23 protein-coding genes and 1 pseudogene are annotated in these 22625 nt (G+C 70.9%); 17 read left to right on the forward strand and 7 right to left on the reverse strand.

All coding sequences use genetic code 11. From position 1 onward, the window contains the following. Nucleotides 1-66: 66 nt before the first annotated feature. Nucleotides 67-453 (reverse strand): hypothetical protein, encoded by a 387-nt coding sequence (locus ACH442_RS14320; protein ID WP_396338417.1) that lies wholly within the window; start codon nucleotides 451-453, stop codon nucleotides 67-69. 308 nt (nucleotides 454-761) lie between these two features. Between ACH442_RS14320 and ACH442_RS14325 the strand changes: the two genes are divergently transcribed. From ACH442_RS14325 to infA, 4 genes are all read left to right on the forward strand, one after another. Further along, nucleotides 762-1409: a hypothetical protein gene (locus ACH442_RS14325; protein WP_396338418.1), complete on the forward strand. Its 648-nt coding sequence runs from the start codon at nucleotides 762-764 to the stop codon at nucleotides 1407-1409. Between the two features lie 180 nt (nucleotides 1410-1589). Next, the gene (locus ACH442_RS14330; RefSeq protein ID WP_396338419.1) at nucleotides 1590-1685 is read left to right on the forward strand and encodes a nucleotidyltransferase family protein; all 96 of its coding nucleotides are present in this window, start codon (nucleotides 1590-1592) and stop codon (nucleotides 1683-1685) included. 230 nt (nucleotides 1686-1915) lie between these two features. Next, the gene (locus ACH442_RS14335; protein WP_396338420.1) at nucleotides 1916-2611 is read left to right on the forward strand and encodes a GNAT family N-acetyltransferase; all 696 of its coding nucleotides are present in this window, start codon (nucleotides 1916-1918) and stop codon (nucleotides 2609-2611) included. After that, nucleotides 2611-2835, forward strand: a complete 225-nt coding sequence (gene infA / locus ACH442_RS14340) for a translation initiation factor IF-1 (protein WP_396338421.1) — start codon at nucleotides 2611-2613, stop codon at nucleotides 2833-2835. Before ACH442_RS14335 ends, infA begins: the two co-directional genes overlap by 1 nt. Before the next feature lie 19 nt (nucleotides 2836-2854). On the opposite strand, the gene ACH442_RS14345 is transcribed toward infA, so the two are convergent. Then, on the reverse strand, nucleotides 2855-5305 hold the full coding sequence (locus ACH442_RS14345) for a GH36-type glycosyl hydrolase domain-containing protein (protein WP_396338422.1): 2451 nt from the start codon (nucleotides 5303-5305) through the stop codon (nucleotides 2855-2857). 198 nt (nucleotides 5306-5503) lie between these two features. Here ACH442_RS14345 and ACH442_RS14350 point away from each other — a divergent pair, with 198 nt between their 5' ends. Together ACH442_RS14350 and ACH442_RS14355 are read left to right on the forward strand one after the other, a co-directional pair. Continuing rightward, a complete protein-coding gene (locus tag ACH442_RS14350; RefSeq protein WP_396338423.1) occupies nucleotides 5504-6535 on the forward strand; it encodes an LLM class flavin-dependent oxidoreductase in 1032 nt (343 codons plus the stop codon). A 2-nt stretch (nucleotides 6536-6537) separates the two neighbouring features. Continuing rightward, on the forward strand, nucleotides 6538-7209 hold the full coding sequence (locus ACH442_RS14355) for an NADPH-dependent F420 reductase (RefSeq protein WP_396338424.1): 672 nt from the start codon (nucleotides 6538-6540) through the stop codon (nucleotides 7207-7209). A 218-nt stretch (nucleotides 7210-7427) separates the two neighbouring features. Here the strand turns inward: ACH442_RS14355 and ACH442_RS14360 are convergent, their stop codons facing one another. Together ACH442_RS14360 and ACH442_RS14365 are read right to left on the reverse strand one after the other, a co-directional pair. Beyond that, nucleotides 7428-7991 (reverse strand): DUF305 domain-containing protein, encoded by a 564-nt coding sequence (locus ACH442_RS14360; RefSeq protein ID WP_396338425.1) that lies wholly within the window; start codon nucleotides 7989-7991, stop codon nucleotides 7428-7430. Next, nucleotides 7958-9451: a DUF1996 domain-containing protein gene (locus ACH442_RS14365; protein ID WP_396338426.1), complete on the reverse strand. Its 1494-nt coding sequence runs from the start codon at nucleotides 9449-9451 to the stop codon at nucleotides 7958-7960. Before ACH442_RS14365 ends, ACH442_RS14360 begins: the two co-directional genes overlap by 34 nt. Nucleotides 9452-9680: 229 nt before the next feature. Here ACH442_RS14365 and ACH442_RS14370 point away from each other — a divergent pair, with 229 nt between their 5' ends. The 8 genes from ACH442_RS14370 to ACH442_RS14405 all read left to right on the forward strand — a co-directional run bounded on the left by ACH442_RS14370 (nucleotide 9681) and on the right by ACH442_RS14405 (nucleotide 17181). Continuing rightward, a complete protein-coding gene (locus tag ACH442_RS14370) occupies nucleotides 9681-10622 on the forward strand; it encodes an acyl-CoA dehydrogenase (protein ID WP_396338427.1) in 942 nt (313 codons plus the stop codon). Next, nucleotides 10616-11338: a PIG-L deacetylase family protein gene (locus tag ACH442_RS14375; RefSeq protein WP_396338428.1), complete on the forward strand. Its 723-nt coding sequence runs from the start codon at nucleotides 10616-10618 to the stop codon at nucleotides 11336-11338. The genes ACH442_RS14370 and ACH442_RS14375 overlap by 7 nt, the downstream gene beginning before the upstream one ends. Then, the gene (locus tag ACH442_RS14380; protein WP_396338429.1) at nucleotides 11335-11934 is read left to right on the forward strand and encodes an SAM-dependent methyltransferase; all 600 of its coding nucleotides are present in this window, start codon (nucleotides 11335-11337) and stop codon (nucleotides 11932-11934) included. Before ACH442_RS14375 ends, ACH442_RS14380 begins: the two co-directional genes overlap by 4 nt. 8 nt (nucleotides 11935-11942) lie before the next feature. Next, on the forward strand, nucleotides 11943-12668 hold the full coding sequence (locus ACH442_RS14385; RefSeq protein WP_396338431.1) for a glycosyltransferase: 726 nt from the start codon (nucleotides 11943-11945) through the stop codon (nucleotides 12666-12668). 53 nt (nucleotides 12669-12721) lie between these two features. Then, a complete protein-coding gene (locus tag ACH442_RS14390; RefSeq protein WP_396338432.1) occupies nucleotides 12722-13105 on the forward strand; it encodes a TetR/AcrR family transcriptional regulator in 384 nt (127 codons plus the stop codon). A 68-nt stretch (nucleotides 13106-13173) separates the two neighbouring features. Next, nucleotides 13174-14787, forward strand: a complete 1614-nt coding sequence (locus tag ACH442_RS14395) for a carbohydrate binding domain-containing protein (protein ID WP_396338433.1) — start codon at nucleotides 13174-13176, stop codon at nucleotides 14785-14787. A 54-nt stretch (nucleotides 14788-14841) separates the two neighbouring features. Then, nucleotides 14842-15612 carry a metallophosphoesterase family protein gene (locus tag ACH442_RS14400; protein WP_396338434.1) on the forward strand — a complete coding sequence of 257 codons (771 nt, stop codon included), beginning with the start codon at nucleotides 14842-14844 and terminating at the stop codon, nucleotides 15610-15612. A 159-nt stretch (nucleotides 15613-15771) separates the two neighbouring features. After that, nucleotides 15772-17181 carry a GGDEF domain-containing protein gene (locus ACH442_RS14405; protein ID WP_396338435.1) on the forward strand — a complete coding sequence of 470 codons (1410 nt, stop codon included), beginning with the start codon at nucleotides 15772-15774 and terminating at the stop codon, nucleotides 17179-17181. Here ACH442_RS14405 and ACH442_RS14410 read toward each other — a convergent pair. After that, nucleotides 17133-18725 (reverse strand): GGDEF domain-containing protein, encoded by a 1593-nt coding sequence (locus ACH442_RS14410; protein WP_396338436.1) that lies wholly within the window; start codon nucleotides 18723-18725, stop codon nucleotides 17133-17135. The genes ACH442_RS14405 and ACH442_RS14410 overlap by 49 nt on opposite strands. 365 nt (nucleotides 18726-19090) lie before the next feature. On the opposite strand from ACH442_RS14410, the gene ACH442_RS14415 reads away from it, so the two are divergent. Then, a complete protein-coding gene (locus tag ACH442_RS14415) occupies nucleotides 19091-19702 on the forward strand; it encodes a VOC family protein (protein ID WP_396338437.1) in 612 nt (203 codons plus the stop codon). Nucleotides 19703-19754: 52 nt separating this feature from the next. Here the strand turns inward: ACH442_RS14415 and ACH442_RS14420 are convergent, their stop codons facing one another. Continuing rightward, entirely contained in the window at nucleotides 19755-20393 is a 639-nt protein-coding gene (locus tag ACH442_RS14420) for an SDR family NAD(P)-dependent oxidoreductase (protein ID WP_396338438.1), read from the reverse strand. A gap of 123 nt (nucleotides 20394-20516) precedes the next feature. Here ACH442_RS14420 and ACH442_RS14425 point away from each other — a divergent pair. Continuing rightward, nucleotides 20517-20606: pseudogene (locus ACH442_RS14425) on the forward strand (sigma factor-like helix-turn-helix DNA-binding protein); the annotation flags it as partial. A 142-nt stretch (nucleotides 20607-20748) separates the two neighbouring features. Here ACH442_RS14425 and ACH442_RS14430 read toward each other — a convergent pair. Further along, nucleotides 20749-21795, reverse strand: a complete 1047-nt coding sequence (locus tag ACH442_RS14430; RefSeq protein ID WP_396338439.1) for an alanine racemase — start codon at nucleotides 21793-21795, stop codon at nucleotides 20749-20751. A 233-nt stretch (nucleotides 21796-22028) separates the two neighbouring features. Between ACH442_RS14430 and ACH442_RS14435 the strand changes: the two genes are divergently transcribed. After that, nucleotides 22029-22496: an Hsp20/alpha crystallin family protein gene (locus ACH442_RS14435; protein WP_396338440.1), complete on the forward strand. Its 468-nt coding sequence runs from the start codon at nucleotides 22029-22031 to the stop codon at nucleotides 22494-22496. The last annotated feature ends 129 nt before the right edge of the window (nucleotides 22497-22625 follow it).

The following is a 22625-nucleotide window of genomic DNA, read 5'->3' on the forward strand; positions in this document are numbered from 1 at the left end:
CCTAATGGATCGTCCGGCTGCTCCCCGAGGCATCCAGCTCTGCCGCTGACCGGGTGTGCGGCCCCCTCAGTCCCCGACGAACACGAGCTCGCCCTGGTCCTCGGCGCAACGCTCGGCCATCGCGCGGAGTCGCATCAATCCACGACGCTCGGCGCCGGCCGTTGCCCCGATGAGCAGCAGCTCCAGTTCGGCGAGGAGTTGCCGCATCTGATTCGCACCGAACCGGGTTTCCCCGTGTGGATCAACCGCGCTGAGCAGCCCGAGTGCCGGGTTTCCAGGATCCAGCAGCCGATCGAAGTCGCCGGCGGCATCGAACAGCCCACCGCTCGGATCCGGCAGTTGACGCACCCGCTGTTCGCCTACCTGCAGCTCGACCTGAATGCCCATCCGTCGATGATCCAGGACGTGCCGACGGTCGTCCCCTTCTGCCTCCGACAGGTCGCGCCGGGCCACCGGACTCGAACCGGCTCACCCCGGACTGCTCAGGTGCGCACCGTCAGCATGGCGCACTTTCCCATCTGCTTCCGCCCGACGCTCGAGCGGGAGAGTAGCCGCCGCGGTCTGCCGGTAGGCGACATCGGACAGTCGTCGTTTGAGCACTCCGGTGCCGCCGCCATCCCTGATCACGCAGCGTGCCGAGGAAGTCGGCGAAGCTCGTCGCCAGCGGTACGACTCCCCAGTCCACGCTCCAGAAGGCGACCGACGGGTGACTGTCGTCAGCGCGGTGGTCGAAGCCGAAGAACCTCCCCGACCCGGGTGACATGAACACGTTCCTACTCGATCTCCTCAACTCCCAGCCGCTTCTGCCGATTTGCCGGCTCATGACAGCTAGATATCCGTGGGCCCGGACCCTGGCCGCGCTCGCCGGTATCGCAGCGCTCCTGGGATTGCTGGTCGTCGTCACGAACCAACTTACCGAACGGCGGATCGGCGACGATGACACCGACCTCTCCGGAAGCATGTACGATTCGATCCCTTTCGACCAAGAGGCTTTCCGCGATTACTTCCGCACGCATAGTCCTTTTCTCGAGCCGGTCCCTATCGGGGAGGCCGTGACCATGACGGGCGACCCGGGATTCGTTGCCGAGCTCCGAGCCGACCGCGCCTACAGTGCCAGCACGGCGTCATATACCCTCCGGATCAAGAATGTCGGTACCGAGTCATTCGATGGGTCTTTTTCAGAAGGCTGCGCATGGCTGGAGATGGGCGACGGAAAAAGGTACTACCCGCCCACGGTGAGAAACCTCAGGAGTAGATGGTTGGCGCCGTCCAGGGTTGATCCGGCTACCGATTCCGACATCCTTCTCACCTTCGACATCCCGCCCAAGGCCCAGCCCGTTATGCTGATTCTCTGTCTCCGCCTCGGGGATATTGATCCGAACGCACAGTGGAATCTGACCCTTTCGTAGCCCGGACTGCGGTGACTTGCTGGTCCGCCGCGATCCGGTCGTCGCCCGACGTCACGGCCGGCGGTCAGTGGGTAAAGTCTGCCCGAGCGTGACGTGGTCGTCGTCTACTTCGGCCCGGTGAGGCTGGACCGTCGCGACGACGAGCGCGCCGAACCTCGGGCCACGGCGATCTAGCCCGAGGTGCCGTGGGAGATCCGCAACCAGGCGTGGATGCATCGGCACAACGGCGACGAGCCTTACCCCTCGACCCTGGATCAGTGGCCACGATGGAACTGAGAGATGAGATCTGTCGGGCGGCGGGGCCTCCGATCCGGCAGTGATAAATCGGTGGACGCGGGCGCGGCCGTCGCCTAGCGTGCTGGTCACCGTGACACCACCTGAGGAGGTGAGCCCCGATGATCGATGTAGCGATGTGGGTGCTCCCTTCGTCGTCACGGTTCGGCGGCTGACGTAGGGGCTGCCGGGAGCGCCGCGTTTCCCGGCACTCCCGAAAGGCATCAAAACCTGTGAATTCTGTACGAACCACCGTGGTCACCCGGCCGGCGGAGTTTCAGTGGCACGCCCTTGAGGATGATCTGGTCGTCGGCCGTGCCGAGGCGCACCGGCGGCCCGACGGCCGGCTTCTCGTCAGCGTCGACGCCTGGCACGACGTGGTTTTTCAGCAGCTCGCCGCGGCGATGCTGGCTGTGCTGCCGCGACCGTTGCACACCGTGGTCGACGAGGCCGATGTCGACCTGACCGAGCAGTGGCGAGCGGCCGGGTTCGCGATCGGCCGCCGCGAATGGGAGTACGTCGTCCCGACTGATCCGATCATCACCGGGCTCGGCGCGGTGACGCCGCCGCCGGGCGTGACGATCGTGGCGGCCGACAATGCGACTGCGACTGCGACTGCGACTGCGACTGCGACTGTGACCGCGACTGTGACTGTGACTGCGACCGAGGTCGACGGACAGCAGGTGGGCCTGCTCCGGTTCGCGCCGCTGCCTCGGCGGCCGCGGATCAGGCTGATCACGGTTCAGCCGGAGTTCCGTCGCCGCGGCATCGGGCGGGCACTGCTCGCCGACGTGCTGGGCACACTGCACCGGCGCGGCATCGAGACCGCGTCGGCCGACGTGCACGAGGCCAATGTGGCCGTGCTCGCGCTGGCCGGGAGTCTGCGGGCCCGCCGGGTCAGCAGCAACCTGGAACTGGAGATGCGCTGATGCCCGGATCTGCCGACGGAATCCAGCTGGAGGGCGTTGTCCTCGAATGCCTGCGTAACGCCACGTTCAAAGTCGAGCTGAAGAACGGGCACACGGTGCTGGCGCACATCAGCGGGAAGATCCGGAAGAACTACATCCGGATCCTCCCGTTCGACCGCGTGCTGGTCGAGCTGACGCCGTACGACCTGTCCCGGGGCCGCATCCTGTTCCGCTACCGCAATTGACGGCCGCGGTCCGGGTGGGTCAGCCGATCACGGCTTCCACCCGGACCGTGGTTCCGGCCGGTGCGGGCGGGATGACCGTGCCGTCCACCGGGGAGCCGTCGACCACGAGCTGGGTGACGCGTCCGGTCACCCCGATCGGCTTGCGCACGGTGATCTCGTACGTCGCGCTGCGGTAGACGCGGGTCGCCACGAACCCGTTCCACGCGCGGGGCAGCACCGGGTCGATCCGCAGCCCGTCCAGTTCCGGGCGCAGACCCAGGATCCACTGGGTGATCGCGACGAAGTTCCACGCCGCGGTCCCGGTCAGCCAGGAGTTCTTCGCCTCGCCGTGGGTGGGCGCGTCCTTCCCGGCGATCATCTGGGCATAGACGTACGGCTCACACCGGTGCACCTCGCTGATCGACTCCCGCGCCGACGGGTTGATCCGCCGGTAGTAGTCGAACGCACGGTCGCCGTCCCCGGCGATCGTCTCGGCGATCATGATCCACGGGTTGGTGTGGCAGAAGATCCCGGCGTTCTCCTTGTACCCGGGCGGATATGTGGAGATCTCGCCCAGCTCGACGTGGTAGCGCGAGTACGCCGGCTGCTGCAGGACCACGCCGTGCGGGGTGGCCAGCCGCTCGGCCACGCTGTCCAGCGCGCGGGCGGCGAGGCCGTCGTCCAGCCCGACCCCGGCCAGCACGCACATGCCCTGCGGCTCGACGAAGATCTGCCCCTCGTCGTTCTCGCCCGAGCCGATCGGGTTGCCGTGGAAGTCGTAGGCCCGGCGGAACCAGGCGCCGTCCCAGCCGTGCTCGACGATCGTGCCGGTCATCTTCTCGGCCGCGGCCCGGTACTCGGCCGCCTTCTCGCCGAGCCCGCGCAGGTCGGCGATGCTCGCCAGTTCCTTGGCGGCCAGCACGAACTGCCCGGCGATGAAGACCGACTCCGCCTGACCGCCGCTGACGTTCTCGGTCGTCTGGAACGGTTCGCCGGGCGTCTCCGAGAAGCAGTTGAGGTTGAGGCAGTCGTTCCAGTCGGCGCGCCCGATCAGCGGCAGGCCGTGCGGCCCGAGCCGGTCCAGGGTGTAGGTCAGCGAGCGGATCAGGTGCTCGTAGAGCGACACTTCGCTGCCCGGCGCGTTGTCGAACGGCACCGGTTCGTCCAGGATCGACGCGTCCCCGGTCTCCTTCAGGTAGGCGGACACGCCCAGGATCAGCCACAGCGGGTCGTCGTTGAAACCGTCGCCGATGTCGTTGTTGCCGCGCTTGGTCAGCGGCTGGTACTGGTGGTAGGCGCCGCCGGTGGCGATCTGCGTCGCGGCGATGTCGAGGATCCGCTCGCGGGCCCGTTCCGGGATGATGTGGACGAATCCGAGCAGGTCCTGGTTCGAGTCACGGAACCCCATGCCACGGCCGATGCCGGTCTCGAAGCCCGACGTCGACCGGCTCAGATTGAACGTGATCATGCACTGGTACGCGTTCCAGATGTTCACCATCCGGTCGGTGTCCGGGTCGGGGGTGCTGACCTGCAGCCCACCGAGCAGCGCGGTCCAGTGCCGGGTGAGCGCGTCGAAGCCCGCTTTCACGGCGGACGGTTGCAGCCAGTGGGCGATTTTCGGGCGTACGCGCAATTTGTTGATGATCTGAGAATGCGGTGGGTCGAACTTGTCGTCGCGCGGGTTCTCCGCATAGCCCAGCACGAAGATCACTTCGCGGGTCTCGCCGGGCTCCAGGCTCAGGCGCACGTGGTGGTTGCCGACCGGCGACCAGCCGTGCGCGATCGAACCGGAGAGGCTGCCGCGCTCGACCGCGATCGGCGCCTCCCAGCCGCGGTAGGGTCCGAGGAACGCCTCGCGTTGGGTGTCGAAGCCCTCGATCGGCTCGGAGCAGGCGAAGAACGCGAAGTGGTCGCGCCGCTCGCGGTACTCGGTCTTGTGGTAGATGACGCCGTCGTCCACCTCGACCTGGCCGGTGGAGAAATTGCGCTGGTAGTTGGTGGCGTCGTCCTGCGCGTCCCAGAGGCAGAACTCCACCGACGAGAAGAGTGACAGGTCAGCGGTGGTGTCGCGCTCGTTGGTCACCGCGACGCGCCAGACCTCGAGGGTCTCGCCGAGCGGGACGTAGTACAGCGTCTCGGCGCGGATCCCGGTGCGGGCGGAGGAGATCGTGGTGTACGACAGACCGTGCCGGCACTCGTATTCGTCCAGCTCACGACGGGTCGGCTGCCAGGACGGGGACCAGTAGTCGCCGGTCGTGTCGTCGCGCAGGTAGAGGTAGCGCCCGCCGACGTCGAGCGGCGCGCTGTTGTAGCGGTACCGGGTCAGCCGGCGCAGCCGCGCGTCGCGGTAGAACGAGTAGCCGCCCGCGGTGTTGGAGATCAGCCCGAAGTACTCCTCGCTGCCCAGGTAGTTGATCCAGGGCAGGGGGGTGTCGGGGCGGTCGATGACGTACTCGCGGGTCCGGTCGTCGAAGTGTCCGTAACGCACCATCCATCTCCTTCGATTGGGAGCGCTCCCATTACGGGAGTGTAAACACGGATTCGGTGCCCTGGGAACGGTCTTCGGCCCCTGGCCGGCGGAGGCGGCAACGCGGCCGCGTCCGCGGGTCCGCCGCCGGCTCTGCATCGCCGGTTGTGCCGGGGCTCACGTATGATTGACGCGTCAATTACTTCGAGGCATTGTTGACGTGTGAATGACGTGATCTTTGGACTCGACACCTTCGGGGACGTCCCGGTCGACGACGCCGGCGCGCCCGTCTCCTACGCTGCGGCCATCCGCCAGGTCGTCGACGAGGCCGTGCTCGCCGACCAGCTCGGCGTCGACGTGATCGCCCTCGGCGAGCACCACCGCCCGGAGTACGCGATCACCACCCCGGAAACGGTTCTCGCCGGCATCGCCGGTCGCACCTCGCGGATCCGGCTGGCGTCCGGCGTCACCGTGCTCAGCTCCGACGACCCGGTCCGGGTGTTCCAGCGCTTCGCCACCGTCGACGCCCTGTCCCACGGGCGGGCCGAGGTGATCCTGGGTCGTGGTTCGTTCACCGAGTCGTTCCCCCTTTTCGGGTACGACCTGAGCGACTACGACGTCCTGTTCGAGGAGAAACTCGAGCTGTTCGTGAAGCTGCTCGACGAGCAGCCGGTCACCTGGACCGGCACCACCCGCGCCGCGCTGGAGAACGCGGACGTGTTCCCGAAGACGGAGTCCGGCCGCCTCGACACCTGGGTCGGCGTCGGCGGCTCCCCGCAGTCGGTGGTCCGCACCGCGCGCCACGGGCTGCCCCTGATGCTGGCGATCATCGGCGGCGCGCCGGACCGGTTCGCGCCCTACCTCAAGCTCTACGAGCAGGCCGCCCAGCAGCTCGGCACGGTCGCCCACCCGGTCGGCATGCACTCGCCCGGCTTCGTCGCCGACACCGACGAGGAGGCGAAGGAGATCTTCTACGCGCCGTACAAGGTGATCCGCGACCGGATCGGCGCCCAGCGCGGCTGGCCCCCGCTGCGCCGCGCCGAGTTCGAGGCCGAGATCGCGAACGGTTCGCTCTACCTCGGCTCGCCGGAGACCGTCGCCCGCAAGATGGCCCGCGCGATCAAGGCGCTCGGCGTCGGCCGCTTCGACATGATCTACACCGGTGGGGCCCAGCCGGTCAGCGCCCGCCTGCGCTCGGTCGAGCTGTTCGGCTCCAAGGTGATCCCGATGGTCCGCGACATCCTGGCCGGCTGACGATGACCACGATCGGCATCCTCGGCGCCGGCAAGGTCGGCACGGTCCTGGCCCGGCTCGCGCTCGCCGCCGGACACGACGTCCTCGTGTCCGGCTCCGGCGACCCGGCCAAGATCGAGCTGATCATTCAGGTGCTCACGCCGGGCGCCCAGGCCGTCTCCGCGGCCGAGGCGGCGGCGCGGGCCGACCTCGTGATCCTGGCGCTGCCGCTCGGCAAGTACCGGGACATCCCGGCCGACCCGCTGCGCGGCAAATTGGTGATCGACGCGATGAACTACTGGTGGGAGGTCGACGGCATCCGCGACGACCTGACCGACCCGCGCACGTCGTCCAGCGAGACGGTCCAGGCGTTCCTGCCCGGCGCGCGCGTCGTGAAAGCCTTCAACCACATGGGCTACCACGACCTGGAGGACGGCGCCCGCCCCGCCGGAACGCCCGGCCGCCGCGCCATCGCCGTCGCCGGCGACGACCCGTCCGGCGTGGCGACGGTGTCCGCCCTGGTCGACGCGCTCGGCTTCGACCCGGTCGTGGCGGGCCCACTCGCCTCGGGCGTAGCCATGGAACCCGGCACCGAACTCTTCGGCGCCAACGTGGACGCCCCCGAGATCCGCGCCATGCTCGCCCGCTTCCCGTCCTCCCCGCGCGGGCTCCAGGTCGCTGCGGCTCGCGCCTGACCCTCAACCCCTTGTGCGGGTACGCCGTGAGCCCCGTCCCGTGGCGCCCGCCGCAAGGCCCGTCGCTGGCTCCGGTGGGCGCGCGGCTCGCGCTGTCCGGCCGGTTCTCCTGGGCGTCGTCCGGGGCTCATGACGCCCAGGAGAACCAGCCGCGATCTCGCGCCGCCGGGCGGCCTGGCCCATGGCGCGCGTCGCGCGGTGCTCGCACGGGCGGCGACTCACTGGACGAGCGGTTCACGGGCGGTGATGGCGGCACCGGCCAGGGCACGCGTGTCCGGGTCGGCGCCGTTGGCCTGTTCGCTGCGGGCGAGGCTGATCGCCTGGTCCAGGCCCTCGTGCAGTTTCTCGGTGACGGCGGTGTCGAACGCCGTACCGGAAAGCTGGGTCAAGGCCGTCAATGCGGAGGTGGTGACCATGCCCGGCATCGGCATCCCCTCGTGGGGGTTGTCGGACGGCAGGCCCGCCTTGTCGTGCAGCGCGCGCAGCTGGATCAGTTCGGCCTCGGTGACCGTGCGCACCCGGGTTGCCAGGTCGGTGACGGCCGGGGTCGCGGTGTGCGCCGGGATCGCGTCGAGCAGCGGGATGACCTGCTCGTTCATGGCCAGCGTGATCTCGATCCAGGCCAGGTCGGTGCCGCCGAACGTGGCCGGCGGGACAGTGGGGGACGCCGCCGGCGGCGGCGCCGTCCGCTGACCACAACCGGTCAGGAGAAGCAGCGCCGCCGCCGTGGCCGCGAGGATCCGCAAGGTCAGCCGCCGGTGAACGACGGCGTCGAGCCGCACTTCGCGCCGGCGTTGATGCAGACCTTGATCAGGGCGCCGAGCTTCGCCGGGTCCCAGGCGTTCATGAAGTCGCCGTGGATCGACGACGCCATGCCGGACGACAGCGCCAGGCCGTCACCGCCGAGCGAGTCGTAGCCGAGCATCAACGACAGGCTCGGGATCGCCACCGGGTAGTTCCCGGTGCACACGCCGTTGACCGACGGGCCCATGTGCGACTTGTGGTCGGGCGAGTCGACGTGCTTGCCGTCCCAGCAGTCCTGGAACGTGAGCTGGTAGATCAGGTTGCCGCCGGCCGCGCACTCGGGCCAGTTGCCGTCCTTGCTGCGGCCGATCTCGGCGCTGCCGGCGCACCAGAACTGTCCGCTCGCGCCGGCGGGCGTCGCGACCTGCCGCTTGGCGTCACCCTGGACCATCACGAGGCCGGGCGGGAACGGCCGTACCGTCTTCGGGTCCTTGATCTTCGCCCCGTAGTACGCCCGGAAGTTCTTCATCTTCACCGGGGTGCCGTTGAGCAGCAGGGCCGGCCCCCAGTAGGCGCTGTTGTCGCCCGGCGCGGTGCACGTCGTCGACTCGGCCAGCAGATCCTTGGCGGTGCTGGAGGCGGTGACCTTCGGGCCGAAGAACGTGTGCAGGTGCGACGCACCCGGCAGGTTCGGGAAGACGATCGGGTCGTCGGGTGCCTCACCGGAGACGGAACAGTCGGTGTGGAACTCCGGGACCATCGTGGTGCCGGCCGGGACGGGCTGGGAGGCGACCGCGTTGTACTGCGCGAGCGCCTTGTCCCAGGCGGCCTGGTCGACGTCGACCCAGCCACCCGGGCTGGCGGCCGGCGCGGAGGCCGGCGGGGCGGCGCTCGACGGGGCGGTGGCGGGCTCGGTGGTGGCGGCCGGAGTCGTCGCCGCGGGCGTGGCCGGGGTTGCGGAACCCGGCCCCAGCAGCAGGTAGTTGATGTTGACGAAGTCCGAGCGCGACTTGCTCCTCATCACCAGGACCAGGTCCTGCTTGCTGGTCGGAATCTTGGCAACCGTCGCGGTGACCGTTGTCCACTTCTGCCAGCCGCCGGTCCTCGCGACCGGGAACGTCGCCAGCAGCGTACCGGTCGCGCTGCCCAGCCGCGCCTCGACCGCGCCGCCGTCGCTGTTGTCCGAGGCGATCCGGGCGCTCAGGGTCGCGCCGCCGATGGTGACGCCCTGGTACTTCAGCCAGTCGCCGTCGGCGAGCCAGCCGACGTTCTTGCCGCCGCCGGTGTCCGAGGTCTTCTCCGTCTTCGCGCCGGACTGGGCGGTGAACGCCTCGGCCTGCAACGCGCCCGGGACGGCCACCTCGCCGGCGTCCGCGGTGGCGACGTAGACGCCGCTCGCGCCGAGCGCCGCGGTCACGGTGACCCCCAGGATCACCCGGGTGGTCCGGCGCCGCCGCCGCGGATCGGGTGGAGCGACGTGCCTCGTTTCAGAAGTCATGCAAAATCCTCAATTTAATGCCGGAGAACTGCTGCGCGACGAATTATGCGTACCTCTCACAGCTGTTTCAATGGTTCAATGAAAAATTCATTTGCCCAGCTCAGGACGGTCCTGGTGGCTGCGGTACGGCCTTTGAATAACAGTTTTTGCCAACTCTTTCCTTAAGTTTTCTTTAAGGCTTCATGGGTGCGTCGCGCTTGATCGGCGAGCGGCTGGGTACAGGCTCGCCGTGTTGATCGAACTGCCTGACCTGCCCCTGCCCGGCCGGGGGAACACCATCGAACGACTCCGCGGCCTGGCCTCGCTCGGCCGTGCCGACCTGGTCGCCTGCCGGCTGGCCGAGGGGCACCTCGACGCCGTCGCGATCCGCGACGAACTCGGCGACGACCAGCCCGGTGACGACAGCCGCTGGGGTGTCTGGGCGGCGGCGCCCTCCGCGGTACGGGCCGAACGCGTCGACGGCGGATGGCGCCTCACCGGCGACCGGCCGTGGTGCTCGGGCGCCGTCTGGTGCACTGATGCGCTGGTCACCGCGGCCGCCGACGACGGGATCCGGCTGTTCGCGGTGCGCAACGAGGGGCCGTACGCCCAGCCGCTGGACGGCACCTGGCCGGCGATCGGAATGTCCGGAAGTGACAGTCGCACGGTCCGGTTCACCGGCGCCCCGGCCCGCCCGGTCGGCGGCCCGGGGAAGTACGTCGGCCGCCCCGGCTTCTGGCACGGCGCCATCGGCGTGGCCGCGTGCTGGTTCGGTGGCGCGACCGGCGTCGCCGACACCCTGCTCGCCGCGGCCCGTGCCGGGAATGTGGGTCCGCACGCGCTGGCGCACCTCGGCGCGGTCGACGTCGCGCTCGCCTCGGCCTGGGCGGTGCTGGCCGACGCGGCCGGCCGGATCGACGCGGACCCGCGGGCCGACGCGGGCCGGCTCGCGCTGCGGGTGCGGGCGGCCGTGGAGTCCGCGGCCACCGAGGTGGTCGACCGGGTCGGGCGGGCGCTCGGCGCGGGTCCCCTGTGCCTGGATCCCGGGCACGCCCAGCGGATCGCCGACCTGACGGTCTACCTGCGGCAGAGCCACGCCGAGAGCGACCTGGAACAGCTGGGTCGCCTGCTGGTCGACGAGGATCCGCACTGGATCCCGGGTTCGCGAGTGGTGGAGGAAGCGGGATGGTGAAGCCGATCGAAGGCAACGGGACCACCGAGGAGCAGTGGCGGACCTGGACCGCGATGCGGCAATGGCCGGAACTGACCCTCGACCCGCCCGGGCCGCCGCTGGTCGTCGCGCCGCACCCGGACGACGAGATCCTCGGCGTGGCCGGGCTGATGGCCGTGCTCGGCCACGCCGACCTGGCCGCGGTGACGGACGGGGAGGCCTCGCACCCGGGATCCACCGTGCACACGCCCGCGTCACTGGCGGCGGTCCGGCGCTCGGAGACCGCCGAGGCGCTGCGCCGGCTCGGACTCGGGTCGGCGGCCGTGCATCGGCTCGGTCACCCGGACGGCGGGATCGACGAGGAGCGGCTGACCGGGCAACTCGCCGAGCTGCTCACCCCCGGCCGGTGGTGCCTGGTCACGTGGCGTGGCGACGGGCACCCCGACCACGAGGCGACCGGGCGGGCCGCGGCGCGCGCGTGTGCCGCGACCGGCGCGCGGCTGCTCGAATACCCGATCTGGGCGTGGCACTGGTCGTACCCGGGCAGCCCGGATGTTCCCTGGGACCGGGCGCATCGCGTCGAGCTCCCGCCGGCCGCCCGGACGGCCAAGGCGGCCGCGATCGCCGCCTTCCCGAGCCAGACCGCGCCGCTCGGGCCCGATTCGGCCGACGCCGCGATCCTGCCCCCGCACGTCGTGGCCCGATTCACCCGCCCGTTCGAGGTGATCTTCACATGAGCACGCCGATCGACTACTTCGAGCGGATGTACGCCGCCGACCCCGACCCCTGGAGCTTCGAGTCCCGCTGGTACGACGCCCGCAAGCACGCCCTGACCGCCGACGCGCTCCCGAATCGGCGCTATCGTTCTGCGTTCGAGCCTGGCTGCTCGACCGGCCTGCTCACCGCCCGCCTCGCCGGTCGCTGCGACCGCCTGCTCGCGGTGGACGCGGTCGACGCCGCGGTGCGTACCACGGCCGAGCGGCTCGCCGACCGGCCCCACGTGACGGTCCGGACCGCCCGGATGCCGCACGACTGGCCGGACGAGTCGTTCGACCTGATCGTCCTCTCCGAGCTGGGCTACTACTTCGACGACGCGGACCTGGCGACCCTGCTCGACCGGACGATCACCTCGCTGGAGCCGGGCGGCGACCTGGTCGCCGTGCACTGGCGGTGGCCGGTCGCCGAACACGCCCGCAGCGGCGACGAGGTGCACGCGGCCCTGGCCCGGCTCCCCGAGCTGCACCGGGTGGCTCGGCACGAGGAGCCGGACTTCCTGCTGGAGGTCTTCAGCCGGGACCCGGCCTCGGTCGCCCGGCGCTCCGGGCTGCTGTGATCGCCGTCGTGGTCCCGGCCCACAACGAGCGTGACCGTCTCCCGCGGTGCCTCTCCGCGCTGCGGGTCGCCGCCGCACGGGTGGCGGTCCCGGTTCGGCTGATCGTGGTCGCCGATGCCTGCACCGACGACACGGCCGCGCTGGCCGCGGCGGGCGGCGCCGAGGTCGTGACGATCACCGCCCGCAACGTGGGCCGCGCGCGTGCGGCCGGCGCCGCCCGAGCCCTGAAAGCCGGCCGCGCACGGCGGCGCGACGCTGCCGGGACTGCGGCCGGCGAGGGTCGCGCGCGGGGCCGGCGCGTCGACTGGATCGCGACCACCGACGCCGACAGCCGGGTCCCGCAGGGCTGGCTGCGCCGGCAGCTCGACCATGCGCGGGACGGCGCCGACCTGGTGGCCGGCACGGTCGAGGTGGACGACTGGTCCGGCTGGCCGCACCCGCTGCCCTCGGAGTACCAGCGCCGCTACGCGGAACGGGTCGCCGGCGATCGGCACGGGCACGTCCACGGGGCGAATCTCGGGGTCCGGGCGACCGCCTACGTCGCGGCGGGTGGCTTCCCTCCGGTGGCGCACGACGAGGACCGGGCCCTGGTCGCGGCGGTGCGGGGGAACGGCGGACAGGTGGTCTTCGACAGTCGGTGTCCGGTTCTGACCAGTGCTCGGCCCGACGGGCGAGCGCCGGGCGGCTTCTCCGTCCACCTCAAGAATCTTTACGACCGGTCGGTCTTCTTGTAGGGCGGTGGCATGACGCAGGACGGCCGGCCCGGGGGGAACGCACGCGCACCGCGGTGCTCGATCAGGCGCTGCTGCCGGCGACCGTCTCCAGGCTCGACGGGCTGTCCCTCAGCCAGGTCGCCGACGCGCTCGGGGTGAGCAAGTCCGGGCTCTTCGCGCACTGGCGTTCCGAGGAAGCGCTCCGGCTCGCCGTCATCGACCGGGCGCGCGAGCAGTGGACCGAGCGGGTCATCCGCCCGGCCCTCGCCGAGCCGACCGGCGCCCTGGACCGGTCATGGGCGCGAGATCGCCGCTGCTCTGCTGCGGGCTCAGACCATTTGCGGGTACGTCGTGAGCCGCCCCGGCGTGGATTCGTCGCGCTGCTCACGGCGTACGGGAAATCGGTTCTGGGGGTTGTGATCCGGCACCGGACGCACCCCGGACCGCAACCGGGCTGAACTCCGCGTCATCGCGCGACGGCCGAAACGGACGTTGCCGTGATGACGTGAAGGGACGCCGTACCTCGATGAGCAGTGACCGCATTCGTGCCGTTGCCCTGTCGTGCCTGCTGACCGTGGGTGTGCTGGCACCGGCGGCGCCGGCGCTGGCCGACGACCTGCCGGCCGATCCGCCGGTGGCCGCCGAGCCCGCCCCGGGGGAGCTGCCCGCCGAGCCGCTGCCCGCCGAGCCGCTGCCCGCCGAGCCGCTGCCCGCCGATCCGCTGCCCGCCGATCCGCCGGTGGTGGACGAGCCGGCGCCGGCCTCCGGCGTCGCGCCGACGCTGGCCGGGCGCCTCGCCGCGGTCGCCGGGTCGAAGACGATGAACTACTACCCGTCCGGCGCCGGCTGGTCGGCGATGTGGACACGCTTCGACGCCGAGCAGATCGACAGTGACCTGGCCCGGATCTCGGCGCTCGGCGCGGACGGCGTGCGGATCGTCGTGTTCCCGCGCGTCTTCGGCTTTCCCACGCCGAAGCCGGAGTACCTGGACCGGCTCGCCGCGTTCGTCGACATCGCGGCCCGGCACGACCTGGCCGTGAAACTGACCCTGTTCGACTGGTGGTCCTACTACAAGCTGGTCCGGGGCAGCGTCGACTGGGCGAAGGCCGTGATCGGCCCCTACGCCGACGACCCGCGCGTGATCGCGGTCGAGGTCAAGAACGAGATGTCGCCGGAGGACGTGCCGGCCGTGCGCTGGGCGCGCCAGATCATCCCGGCGATCCGTGACTTCGCGCCGACGATGCCGCTGACCGTTTCGGTCGACGGGCACGCCGGCCCGGACGGGCTCGCCGAGCTGCGCGACGCGTTCGGCGACGTGACGCTGGACTACTACGACTACCACTTCTACGGCGAGTCGGAGCAGGCGCTGCCGGACATCGTGCGGGCCAGGGACTCGGTTGCGCCGGAGGTCATGGTGATCGGCGAGACCGGGCTGAGCACCGGGGTGGGCAGTCCGGGAGAGCAGGCCGCCTACCTCGCCCGGGTGTTCCGGGCGGCCGCGGTCGCCGGCGTCCGCTCGGTGGCACCGTGGACCCTTACCGATTTTGCCCAGGGCGCGATCCCGGCCGGGTCGATGGTGTCGGTGACGCCGTCGCAGTACCAGTTCGGGCTCTACCGCCTCGACGGGACGGCCAAACCGGCCGCCGCGGTGGTCCGCAACGCGTGGGCCGCCACCGAGAGCTACGAGGACGTGCTGGACCTCAGCTTCGAACAGGACAACCGTGACTCGCCGTGGCGGGACAACCTGCCCGCGGCCGGGGTCGCCGAGCAGACCGACGAGGTGGCGCACGACGGACGGTACTCGGTGCGGTTCTCCGGGACCGGGCGGGACCCGCGCGGCCTGCCGTCGCTGCGGATCTCGCCGGTCACCCCGGTCCGCGGCGGACAGTCCTGGTCGGCGTCCGCCTGGGCCCGCGGCGAGAACGCGACCGGGACCACCGAGATCACGCTGAGCTGGTTCGACGAGCGCGGCCGATGGATCAAGCAGGACAAGTCGGCGCGCCTGCCGCGTGGGACGACCGACTGGCGGCAGCTGACCGTGACCGCGGTCGCGCCCGACGACGCGGCCGGCGTGCAGCTGCACCTGAAGTCCGGCGACAACGCGGGCTCGGTCTGGTTCGACGACGTCAGCCTCTCCTGAGCGACACGGCGTCATCAACGCGCTGAGCGGTCGAGCCGGTCATAGGATCGGTGGGTGTCCCGGCTCGATCGCATCGCGCTCATCTCCGACGTCCACGGCAACCTCACCGCGCTGGAGGCGGTGCTGCGCGACATCGACGACCGCGGCATCGACCGCATCTACAACCTCGGCGACTTCGTCGGCAAGGGCCCGCGCGGCCGCGAGGTGATCGACCTTTGCCAGGAGCGGTGCGCGGTCAACATCCTCGGCAACTGGGACGACTTCCTGCCCGACCCGGACCGGACCTACGACAACGAGGGCATGCGCTGGTGGCTCGCCCAGCTCGGTGAGGGCCAGGGCAAGTGGCTGCGCGACCTGCCGTTCTGCCACGACTTCTGGCTCAGTGGCCGCCGGGTCCGGCTCTTCCACGCCTCGGCCACCAGCGTGCACCACCGGGTGCGCTTCGACCACGACGAGGCGCAGTTCCGGGGCATGTTCGCCAACACGCCGGCCACCGGGTTCGACGGCCCGGAACCGACGATCGTCGGCTACGGCGACACCCACGACCCGTTCCACGAGGTCGGGCCGGACGGGTTGACCCTGTTCAACACCGGCAGCGTGGGCAACGCGATGGACGACCCGACGCCGGTCTACGTGATCCTGGAGGGCGTCCTCGACTCCCGTGAGCCGGCGTCGTTCTCGGTCCAGTTCGTCCGCGTCCCGTGCGACCAGGAGGCGGAGCTGGCCGAGGCGGCCCGGCTCGGCATGCCCGAGCTCGACGGTTACGTCTCCGAACTGCGGCACGGCCTCTATCGCGGCGCGACCACCCCGCACTATCACCGCTGACCGATCCCGGCGGTTCGATGCCCGCAAGTCCCGATTGCCCATCATCGGGGCCTGCGGCCTGCTGGAATGACCTCAAGTGTCCGCGGGGAGGCTGTACCGGGAGGGCGGATGGGCCGCGCGATCTGGCCACCATGGGTGTGGTTTCTGAGTTTTCTGGCGATGTCCGTCGTGGCGTACTTCGGCACGCCGGACTCGTGGTTGCAGACCATCTGTTACGCCGCGATCGCGTTGTCCGGGGGGCTCGCCCTGGTGCTCGGGGTCCGCCGCAACCGGGCGGCGGCCGCCCCGTTGTGGCTGATGTTCGCGGGCTGTCAGTTCCTGGCCGTCTGCGGCGACCTGGTGTACGCCTGGTACGCGCGTCACCTGCGGAGCTCGGCCTACCCGGCGCCGGCCGACGTGCTGTATCTGACCGCCGGCTTCCTCGAGATCGTGGTGCTGATCCTGATCCTCCGGAGACGGCTGCGGGCTCGCGATCCCGCCGGCGTGATCGAGGCGGTGATCATCGCCGGGGCGTTCGCGCTGATCGCCTGGGTGTACCTGATGAAGCCGGTCACCCAGTCGCCCGGTCTGACGTTCGCCGGGAAGCTGGTGGCCATCGGCTATCCCATCCTCGACCTGCTGATGCTGGCGCTGCTCGCCCGCATGCTCGTCGGAGGCGGCGGTCGCAACGGTGCGTTCCTGCTGCTCGCGACCGGTATGACGAGCTACCTGGCGGCGGACTACGCCTGGGCCCTGACCGATCACTTCGAGTTCCAGGCGGGCACCCTGAGCAGCCATACGATGGACGCCGGCTACCTGTTCGCCTTCGGTCTCTACGGCGCCGCGGGTCTGCATCCCGGGATCCGTGACCTGGCCGAACCGATCGAGATCAGCGACCGGCGGTTCTCTCGGTGGCGGCTGGTGCTGCTCACCGCGGCCACCATGATCGCCCCGTTGCTGCTCGCCGTCGAAGCCTGGCGCGAGCACAACCGGGTGCCCGACGCGCAGGCCGTCGTGGTGGGTTGCGTCGTCATGTTCCTGCTGGTGGTGGCTCGGATGGCGGTCCTGATCCGACAGGTCGAGCGGCAGGCGTCGGTGCTGGAACACCAGGCCGAGGAACTGACCGATCTGGCACAACGTGACACGCTCACCGGGCTGGCCAACCGGCGGGCCTGGGAGGCGGCGCTGCCGCTGGCGTTGGATCACGCTCGCCGTGACGGGAAGCCGCTGGTGCTGGCCGTCCTCGACCTCGACCACTTCAAGCACTTCAATGATCAGTACGGTCATCTGGCCGGTGACCGGCTGCTGAAGGAAGCGGCGGCGGCCTGGACGGGCGGACTGCGAGCCGGCGACCTGCTGGCCCGCTACGGCGGTGAGGAGTTCGCCCTCCTCATCCCGGACTGTGACACCGAGGCGGTGACCGAGTTGCTGGACCGGTTGCGACCGCTGACCCCGTCCGGGCAGACGTTCTCCGCCGGGGTTGCCGTCTGGGACGGTCAGGAGTCGTCGGACGGGCTGTTCGCCCGCGCCGACGCGGCGCTCTACCGGGCCAAGGGCGCCGGCCGCAACCGCGTGGCGCTGGCCGTCTGACCGCCGGCCCGCGACCCGTCCGCGGTCACGGATGCCATGACGACCCGATTGCGCCCGGATCGTTTCGCCTGGTAAAGGGCCTTATCGGCGCTTTCCACCAGGGCCTCGCCGCCCCGTGGGTCGCCGGTGGCGACGCCGATCGACGCCGTGACCGGCACCATGCCCTCGCCCGTCGGCACGGGATCCGTGGCGATCGTCCGCCGGACACGCTCGGCGATGACCTCGGCCTCCGGTCCGGACGTGCCGGGCAGCATGATGACGAACTCCTCGCCGCCCCACCGCGCCACGAGATCCGTGGGCCGGCAGGCGCTGACGATCAGCTCGGCGGACTGCCGGAGCACCGCGTCGCCGTTGAGGTGCCCGTACGTGTCGTTGATGCGCTTGAAGTGGTCGAGGTCGACGACGATCACGCTGATCGGCCCCAGATCCTCCCGGTCCGGCCACGCGAGCAACTGCTCGGTGAAGTACCGGCGGTTGTGCAAGCCGGTCAAGCTGTCCGTCACGGCCAGGCGCTGCTGCTCGAGCAGGGCCTGACGCAGTTGCTCGGCCAGCGCGGCCCGATCCCTCGTGAACAGGTGCTGCCGGAACAGCACGCCGACGAACAGCATGCCGCTGACGGTCAGGGTCGTGTCGTCCACGACGCCGGTGCGCACCTTCTCGGTGACCAGCAGGGTGAACACCACCGCGCTGGAGAACAGCACCGGAGTCAGCGCCAGCCCACGGTCGAAGGTGAGTGGTTCCGCGGGCGGCTCCGGGACCCGCACCGCGATCAGCGCCGCCACGAGACCGCAGACCGAGGCCGCCTCGAAACCCACGTCCAGCCAGCCACCGGGCTCATAGCCGGTGCTGATGCTGAGACAGGTGTACACCAGGTCGCTCAGGGCGTTGACGGCACTGCTCAACCCGACGAGCCGCACCGGCAGAGGTATGCGCGAATGACCGGCCGCGCCGATGATCAGGAGGCAGCAGAGCTGAGCGGTGTCGAAGACCGGATAGGTCAGCGTGACCACGTCGGCGGGGCCGAGCTGGGGTGACCACTGCGGCCGGATCGCCAGGCACCAGACCGCGGCCCCGACGCCGAGCACGATGATCGCGGTGTCGAGCAGGCCACGCCATCGGCGCAGCGCGCTCACGCCACCGAACCCGGTCATCAGCGCCGCCAGCATCGTCACGGACGAGGTCAGGTAACCCACGTCCGCGGCCGACGGCTGCGGCGCCCCGGAATCCGACAGGTAGTCATAACCGGCCCAGACACACTCACCGGCCAGCTGCGCGCACCAGGCGATGCTCAGCAGCAGCCAGAACCTGCGGTGCCGGCCGGTGAGGCGCCGGGCCGCGATCAGGGCCGCGGTGGCGCCGGCGGCCAAGGGCACCAGATAGACGATGTCGCCGACGAAGAGACTTCCGGCTTCCGAGTCCCGGTACAGCGCGACCAGGCCCGCGAAGAGAGCCAGCCAAGCAGCGGCGACGATGATCCACCAGCGGCACACCCGGTCCGCGACGACACGTCGGAGCGGGGCAGCAGCGTTGACCGACGCGATCATCCGCTGTCGCCTCCTCTCGTGGTCGTGCCGGGGCCTTCGGGATTTGATCGGACGGCTGCCGGCGTGATTGAGGATTAGCGGCGGCACGGTGAGTTCCGGCCCGCCCCGCCGGTCGCGCAGTGCCTGGCGATCGTCCGAACTCCGCGTCCCGGGCGCGGCGCCGGGCTGCGGCGGCCGGCGATGGTCCTCAGCCCGTACGACGGGGTGGCCGACCCGGGGGTCCTGGGGCTTTACGCGGACCTTTTCGAGAGTGGCCCCGGGGGTCCACCAGTGTCCTCCACGGGGGCGACGGGCCACCCCGTGGCGGCAGAGTGAGTTCCGGACGAGATGCCGCTAGGGCATCCGGTGCAGCGGAGGAGCTGACGATGGTGGACTTCAAGGTCGAGATCGTGGTCCTGCCGGTCTCGGACGTGGACCGGGCCAAGGCGTTCTACAACGGTCTCGGGTGGCGTGAGGACGTGGACTACCAGGGCCCGAACGATTTCCGCGTGGTGCACTTCACCCCGCCGGGATCGGCGGCGTCGATCATCGTCGGCAAGGGAATCACCGACGCGGCGCCCGGGTCGAGCAAGGGCGTGCACATCGTCGTCGACGACATCGTGGCCGCCCGTGCGGAGCTGGTCGCCAAGGGCGCCGAGCCGAGCGAGATCTTCCACGACGCGGGTGGCGTCTTCCACCACGCCGGCACCACCGACCGGGTCGACGGCCCGCACCCGGCGCGGCAGTCGTACAGCTCGTTCCTGAGCTTCGCCGACCCCGACGGCAACCTGTTCTTCCTGCAGGAGGTCACCCAGCGCCGCCTCGGCCGGATCAGCCACGTCGTCTACGGTTCGGCGGCCGAACTGGAGCAGGCGCTGCGCGACGCCGCGCTCGCCCACGGCCGGCACGAGGCCGACGAACTGGACGGCAAGTACGACGAGAACTGGCCGGCCTGGTACGCCACCTTCATGGCGAAGGCCGCGGGCCTCGAATCCTGACAGTCACCGACACCGACGCCGGCCCGGATCCCCGGGCCGGCTTTCGTGGTGCTCACACCGACTTGCTCACGTCCGCCCAGCGTTCGGTCTCGGCCAGCCGGGCCGCGCCCGTCTCCAGCGCCGTCGTCAACGCGCCCGCCCCGAGCGGCAGGCGCCGCGGCGGGTCGTCCTCCGCCACCACCCGCACGATCGCCTGCGCCGCCCGCGCCGGATCGCAGTCGTCGCCGACCGTCACGATGATCACCCGGATGCCGAGCGGCGCCACGTCCGCCTCGAAATACCCCTCGGCGGCCAGTTGCGCGGCCTCGGCCCGCCCGGTGGTGACCTGGACGAACGTGCCGTCCCGCAACGTCGGCCGGGCCGCCTCGGTCACGTGCACGACGCCGAACAGGTCGGCCTCGATCCGCTCCCGCAGGTCGGCGCCGTCCCCGGCATTGCCGCCGGTGACGACGTCCACGCGCCCGAACGCCTCGACCGTGTCCCGCACCGCGCGGCGCGCCCCGGCCGGGTTCGTCACGTCCAGCCGAACCACCTCGACCCGCCCCGGGAACGCCGCCACCAGGTCGGCGACGTCGTCCGGCCGGCGTGCGGCCGCCATCACCCGCGCCCCGGACCCGGCGGCCGCCACCACCACGGCCCGGCCCAGCCCCCGGAAACTCCCGGTGACCAGCCAGACCCTCGGCTCCTCCATGCTCGATCCTCCTCGTGACCGGTTCTGCTCATGCCACTGTGGCTGGCGGGCCCGGGTACGGGACCAGGGTCGAGCCCTGGCCGGGGGCACACCAGGGTTCGCGACCAGTACGGCATCGCGGGCGAGACCGCGGAGCGGCTCGGGCTTCCGGTGGGGACGGTCAAGTCGCGCGCTCATTACGCGATGCGCTCGCTGCGCGCCGCGGTCGCCTGACCCGGAGCGACCCCGAGGCTGGGGCCAGGGGCGCTCCGCGGCTCCGAGCCGGTCGAGAAGCGGAAACGGACACACTTCCACCCGGGGGCGCCCGGCACGCCGGTGAACAGCCTTGGCCGGACGATCCCAGGGCCCGGGGTCGTCACGTGTTCGCGTTGCGGGCGGCGACCCGCCAACGGTCCACCTCGGCTCCCGCGGCGGTCACGATCAGCTCGTCGGCGAGGTTCACGGTCGTACACACATGATTGGGAACGACCCGCAGGACGTCGCCGAGCCGGGGGAGCGGCATGCCCTCGGGGAGGGCGACGGTGGCGTGGTGCTCGGAGAGCGCGACGATCCGCGCGTCCGGGAGCTCGACCAGCCGGCCGAAACCGGTGGCCCACGCCTGCCGATCGGCGCCGAGCACCTTGCTGCCGGCATCCAGGATGAACTGGTTCCCGGAGCGGCTGACCACCGTGGACTCCACGGTCAGCGCCACGTCGGCCCACTCGCAGGTGCCGAGTTCCAGCTGCTGGGCGTCGCCGAAGACGTACACGCCGGGGCGCATCTCGGTCAGCACGCCGGTGCCGGTCAGCGCGGCGGTCGGCGTCGAACCGCCGCTGCGGACCCCGGGGCCGAGGCCCGCGGCGGCTGCGGCGAGCGCGGCCGACTCCTGCTCGGCGGCCGGACGCTGCCGCTCCGGGCCGTACGCGTGACCAGGGAAGGTGAACACGCCCCGTACCGTCAATCCAGAATTTTCTGCCGCGTCGGCGAGAGCACCGGCCGCACCCGGATCGACGCCGCTGCGGTGATGCCCGCTGTCCACCTCGACCAGCACCTCCAGCCCCGGCACGGCCCGGGCCAGCGCTTCCGCGCTCTCCGCGGAGTCGACGCCGATCCGCAGCCGGACCCGCGACGCGAGATCCCGCAGCCGGGCGGCGCGTTCCCGGGTGGGCCAGACCGGGTAAGCGATGAACAGGTCGTCGAGCCCCGCCGCGGCGAAAGTCTCCGCCTCGCTGACCGTTGCCACCGTCAACCCGGTCGCGCCGAGCTCGACCTGGCGCCGCGCGATCTCCACGCACTTGTGCGTCTTGGCGTGCGGCCGCAGCGCGATCCCACGGCCGGCCGCCGCGGTCGCCATCGCCCGCAGGTTCCGGTCGAGCACGTCAGCATCGACGATCACGCACGGTGTCGGCAGATCAAGAACCACAACATCCTCCTGAGGTACGGCGTGACAGCCGTCCGCCAGTAGATCATCGCGGAAAATTTTGGTCGAAGGGCTTGGCACTCCCGCCGGGACAGTGCTAAAAAATTACTTGTCGCTGCTGGTCATTCGCGGTGATGAGCCGCAAGACCTCATGCAACGACCTCGGCAGATCTGATCTTTAGCCGAGCGCCACGTGCCCGCCGGAAAGGCCGGCGGGCAGTCATGAGGAGGTGTTCGTGGTGCTGACTTTCGATCCTTTCCGCGAGTTCGACCGTCTCGCTGGGCAGATGATGAGTGGCAGCACCGCCGGCCTGGCGATGCCGATGGACCTGTACCGTTCCGGTGAGCACTTCGTGCTGCACTGTGACCTGGCCGGGGTCGACCCGGGCTCGGTGCAGATCGACGTCGACCGGCGGGTGTTGACGATTCGCGCCGAGCGCTCCGCCCGCACCGACGACGACGTGCAGTGGCTGCGTCGCGAGCGCCCCACCGGCACGTTCGAGCGCCGCATCACCCTGGGTGACGGCCTGGACCTCGACAAGATCGCCGCGACGTGGCAGGACGGTGTGCTGACGTTGACGATTCCGGTCGCGGAGGCCGCCAAGCCTCGCCGCATCGCCATCACCACCAGCGACCGTCGCGAGCCCGCCGCGCAGCCGGAGGTTGTCGAGGGCACCAGCTCGCCCGCCATCACCAAGTCCTGACCCGGCACCCGGGGCTGCCCGCCGTGATCGGGCAGCCCCGCCCGCCGCGGTCCGCCCGCCGCGGTCCGCCCGCCGCGGTCCGCCCGCCGCGGCCCGCCCGCCCGCCGCGATCTTCGGTTCGCCGCGACT

Origin of the sequence: Actinoplanes sp. NPDC020271 (genome assembly GCF_044388125.1) — a bacterium.
Classification (GTDB): domain Bacteria; phylum Actinomycetota; class Actinomycetes; order Mycobacteriales; family Micromonosporaceae; genus Actinoplanes.

Bases quoted from the DNA above. Each gene is read 5' to 3' on its own strand.
- ACH442_RS14365 (WP_396338426.1), bottom strand. From the start codon at position 9,451: ATGACTTCTGAAACGAGGCACGTCGCTCCACCCGATCCGCGGCGGCGG.
- ACH442_RS14375 (WP_396338428.1), top strand. From the start codon at position 10,616: ATGGTGAAGCCGATCGAAGGCAACGGGACCACCGAGGAGCAGTGGCGG.
- ACH442_RS14410 (WP_396338436.1), bottom strand. From the start codon at position 18,725: ATGATCGCGTCGGTCAACGCTGCTGCCCCGCTCCGACGTGTCGTCGCG.
- ACH442_RS14395 (WP_396338433.1), top strand. From the start codon at position 13,174: ATGAGCAGTGACCGCATTCGTGCCGTTGCCCTGTCGTGCCTGCTGACC.
- ACH442_RS14405 (WP_396338435.1), top strand. From the start codon at position 15,772: ATGTCCGTCGTGGCGTACTTCGGCACGCCGGACTCGTGGTTGCAGACC.
- infA (WP_396338421.1), top strand. From the start codon at position 2,611: ATGCCCGGATCTGCCGACGGAATCCAGCTGGAGGGCGTTGTCCTCGAA.
- ACH442_RS14345 (WP_396338422.1), bottom strand. From the start codon at position 5,305: ATGGTGCGTTACGGACACTTCGACGACCGGACCCGCGAGTACGTCATC.
- ACH442_RS14380 (WP_396338429.1), top strand. From the start codon at position 11,335: ATGAGCACGCCGATCGACTACTTCGAGCGGATGTACGCCGCCGACCCC.
- ACH442_RS14325 (WP_396338418.1), top strand. From the start codon at position 762: ATGAACACGTTCCTACTCGATCTCCTCAACTCCCAGCCGCTTCTGCCG.
- ACH442_RS14420 (WP_396338438.1), bottom strand. From the start codon at position 20,393: ATGGAGGAGCCGAGGGTCTGGCTGGTCACCGGGAGTTTCCGGGGGCTG.
- ACH442_RS14355 (WP_396338424.1), top strand. From the start codon at position 6,538: ATGACCACGATCGGCATCCTCGGCGCCGGCAAGGTCGGCACGGTCCTG.
- ACH442_RS14415 (WP_396338437.1), top strand. From the start codon at position 19,091: ATGGTGGACTTCAAGGTCGAGATCGTGGTCCTGCCGGTCTCGGACGTG.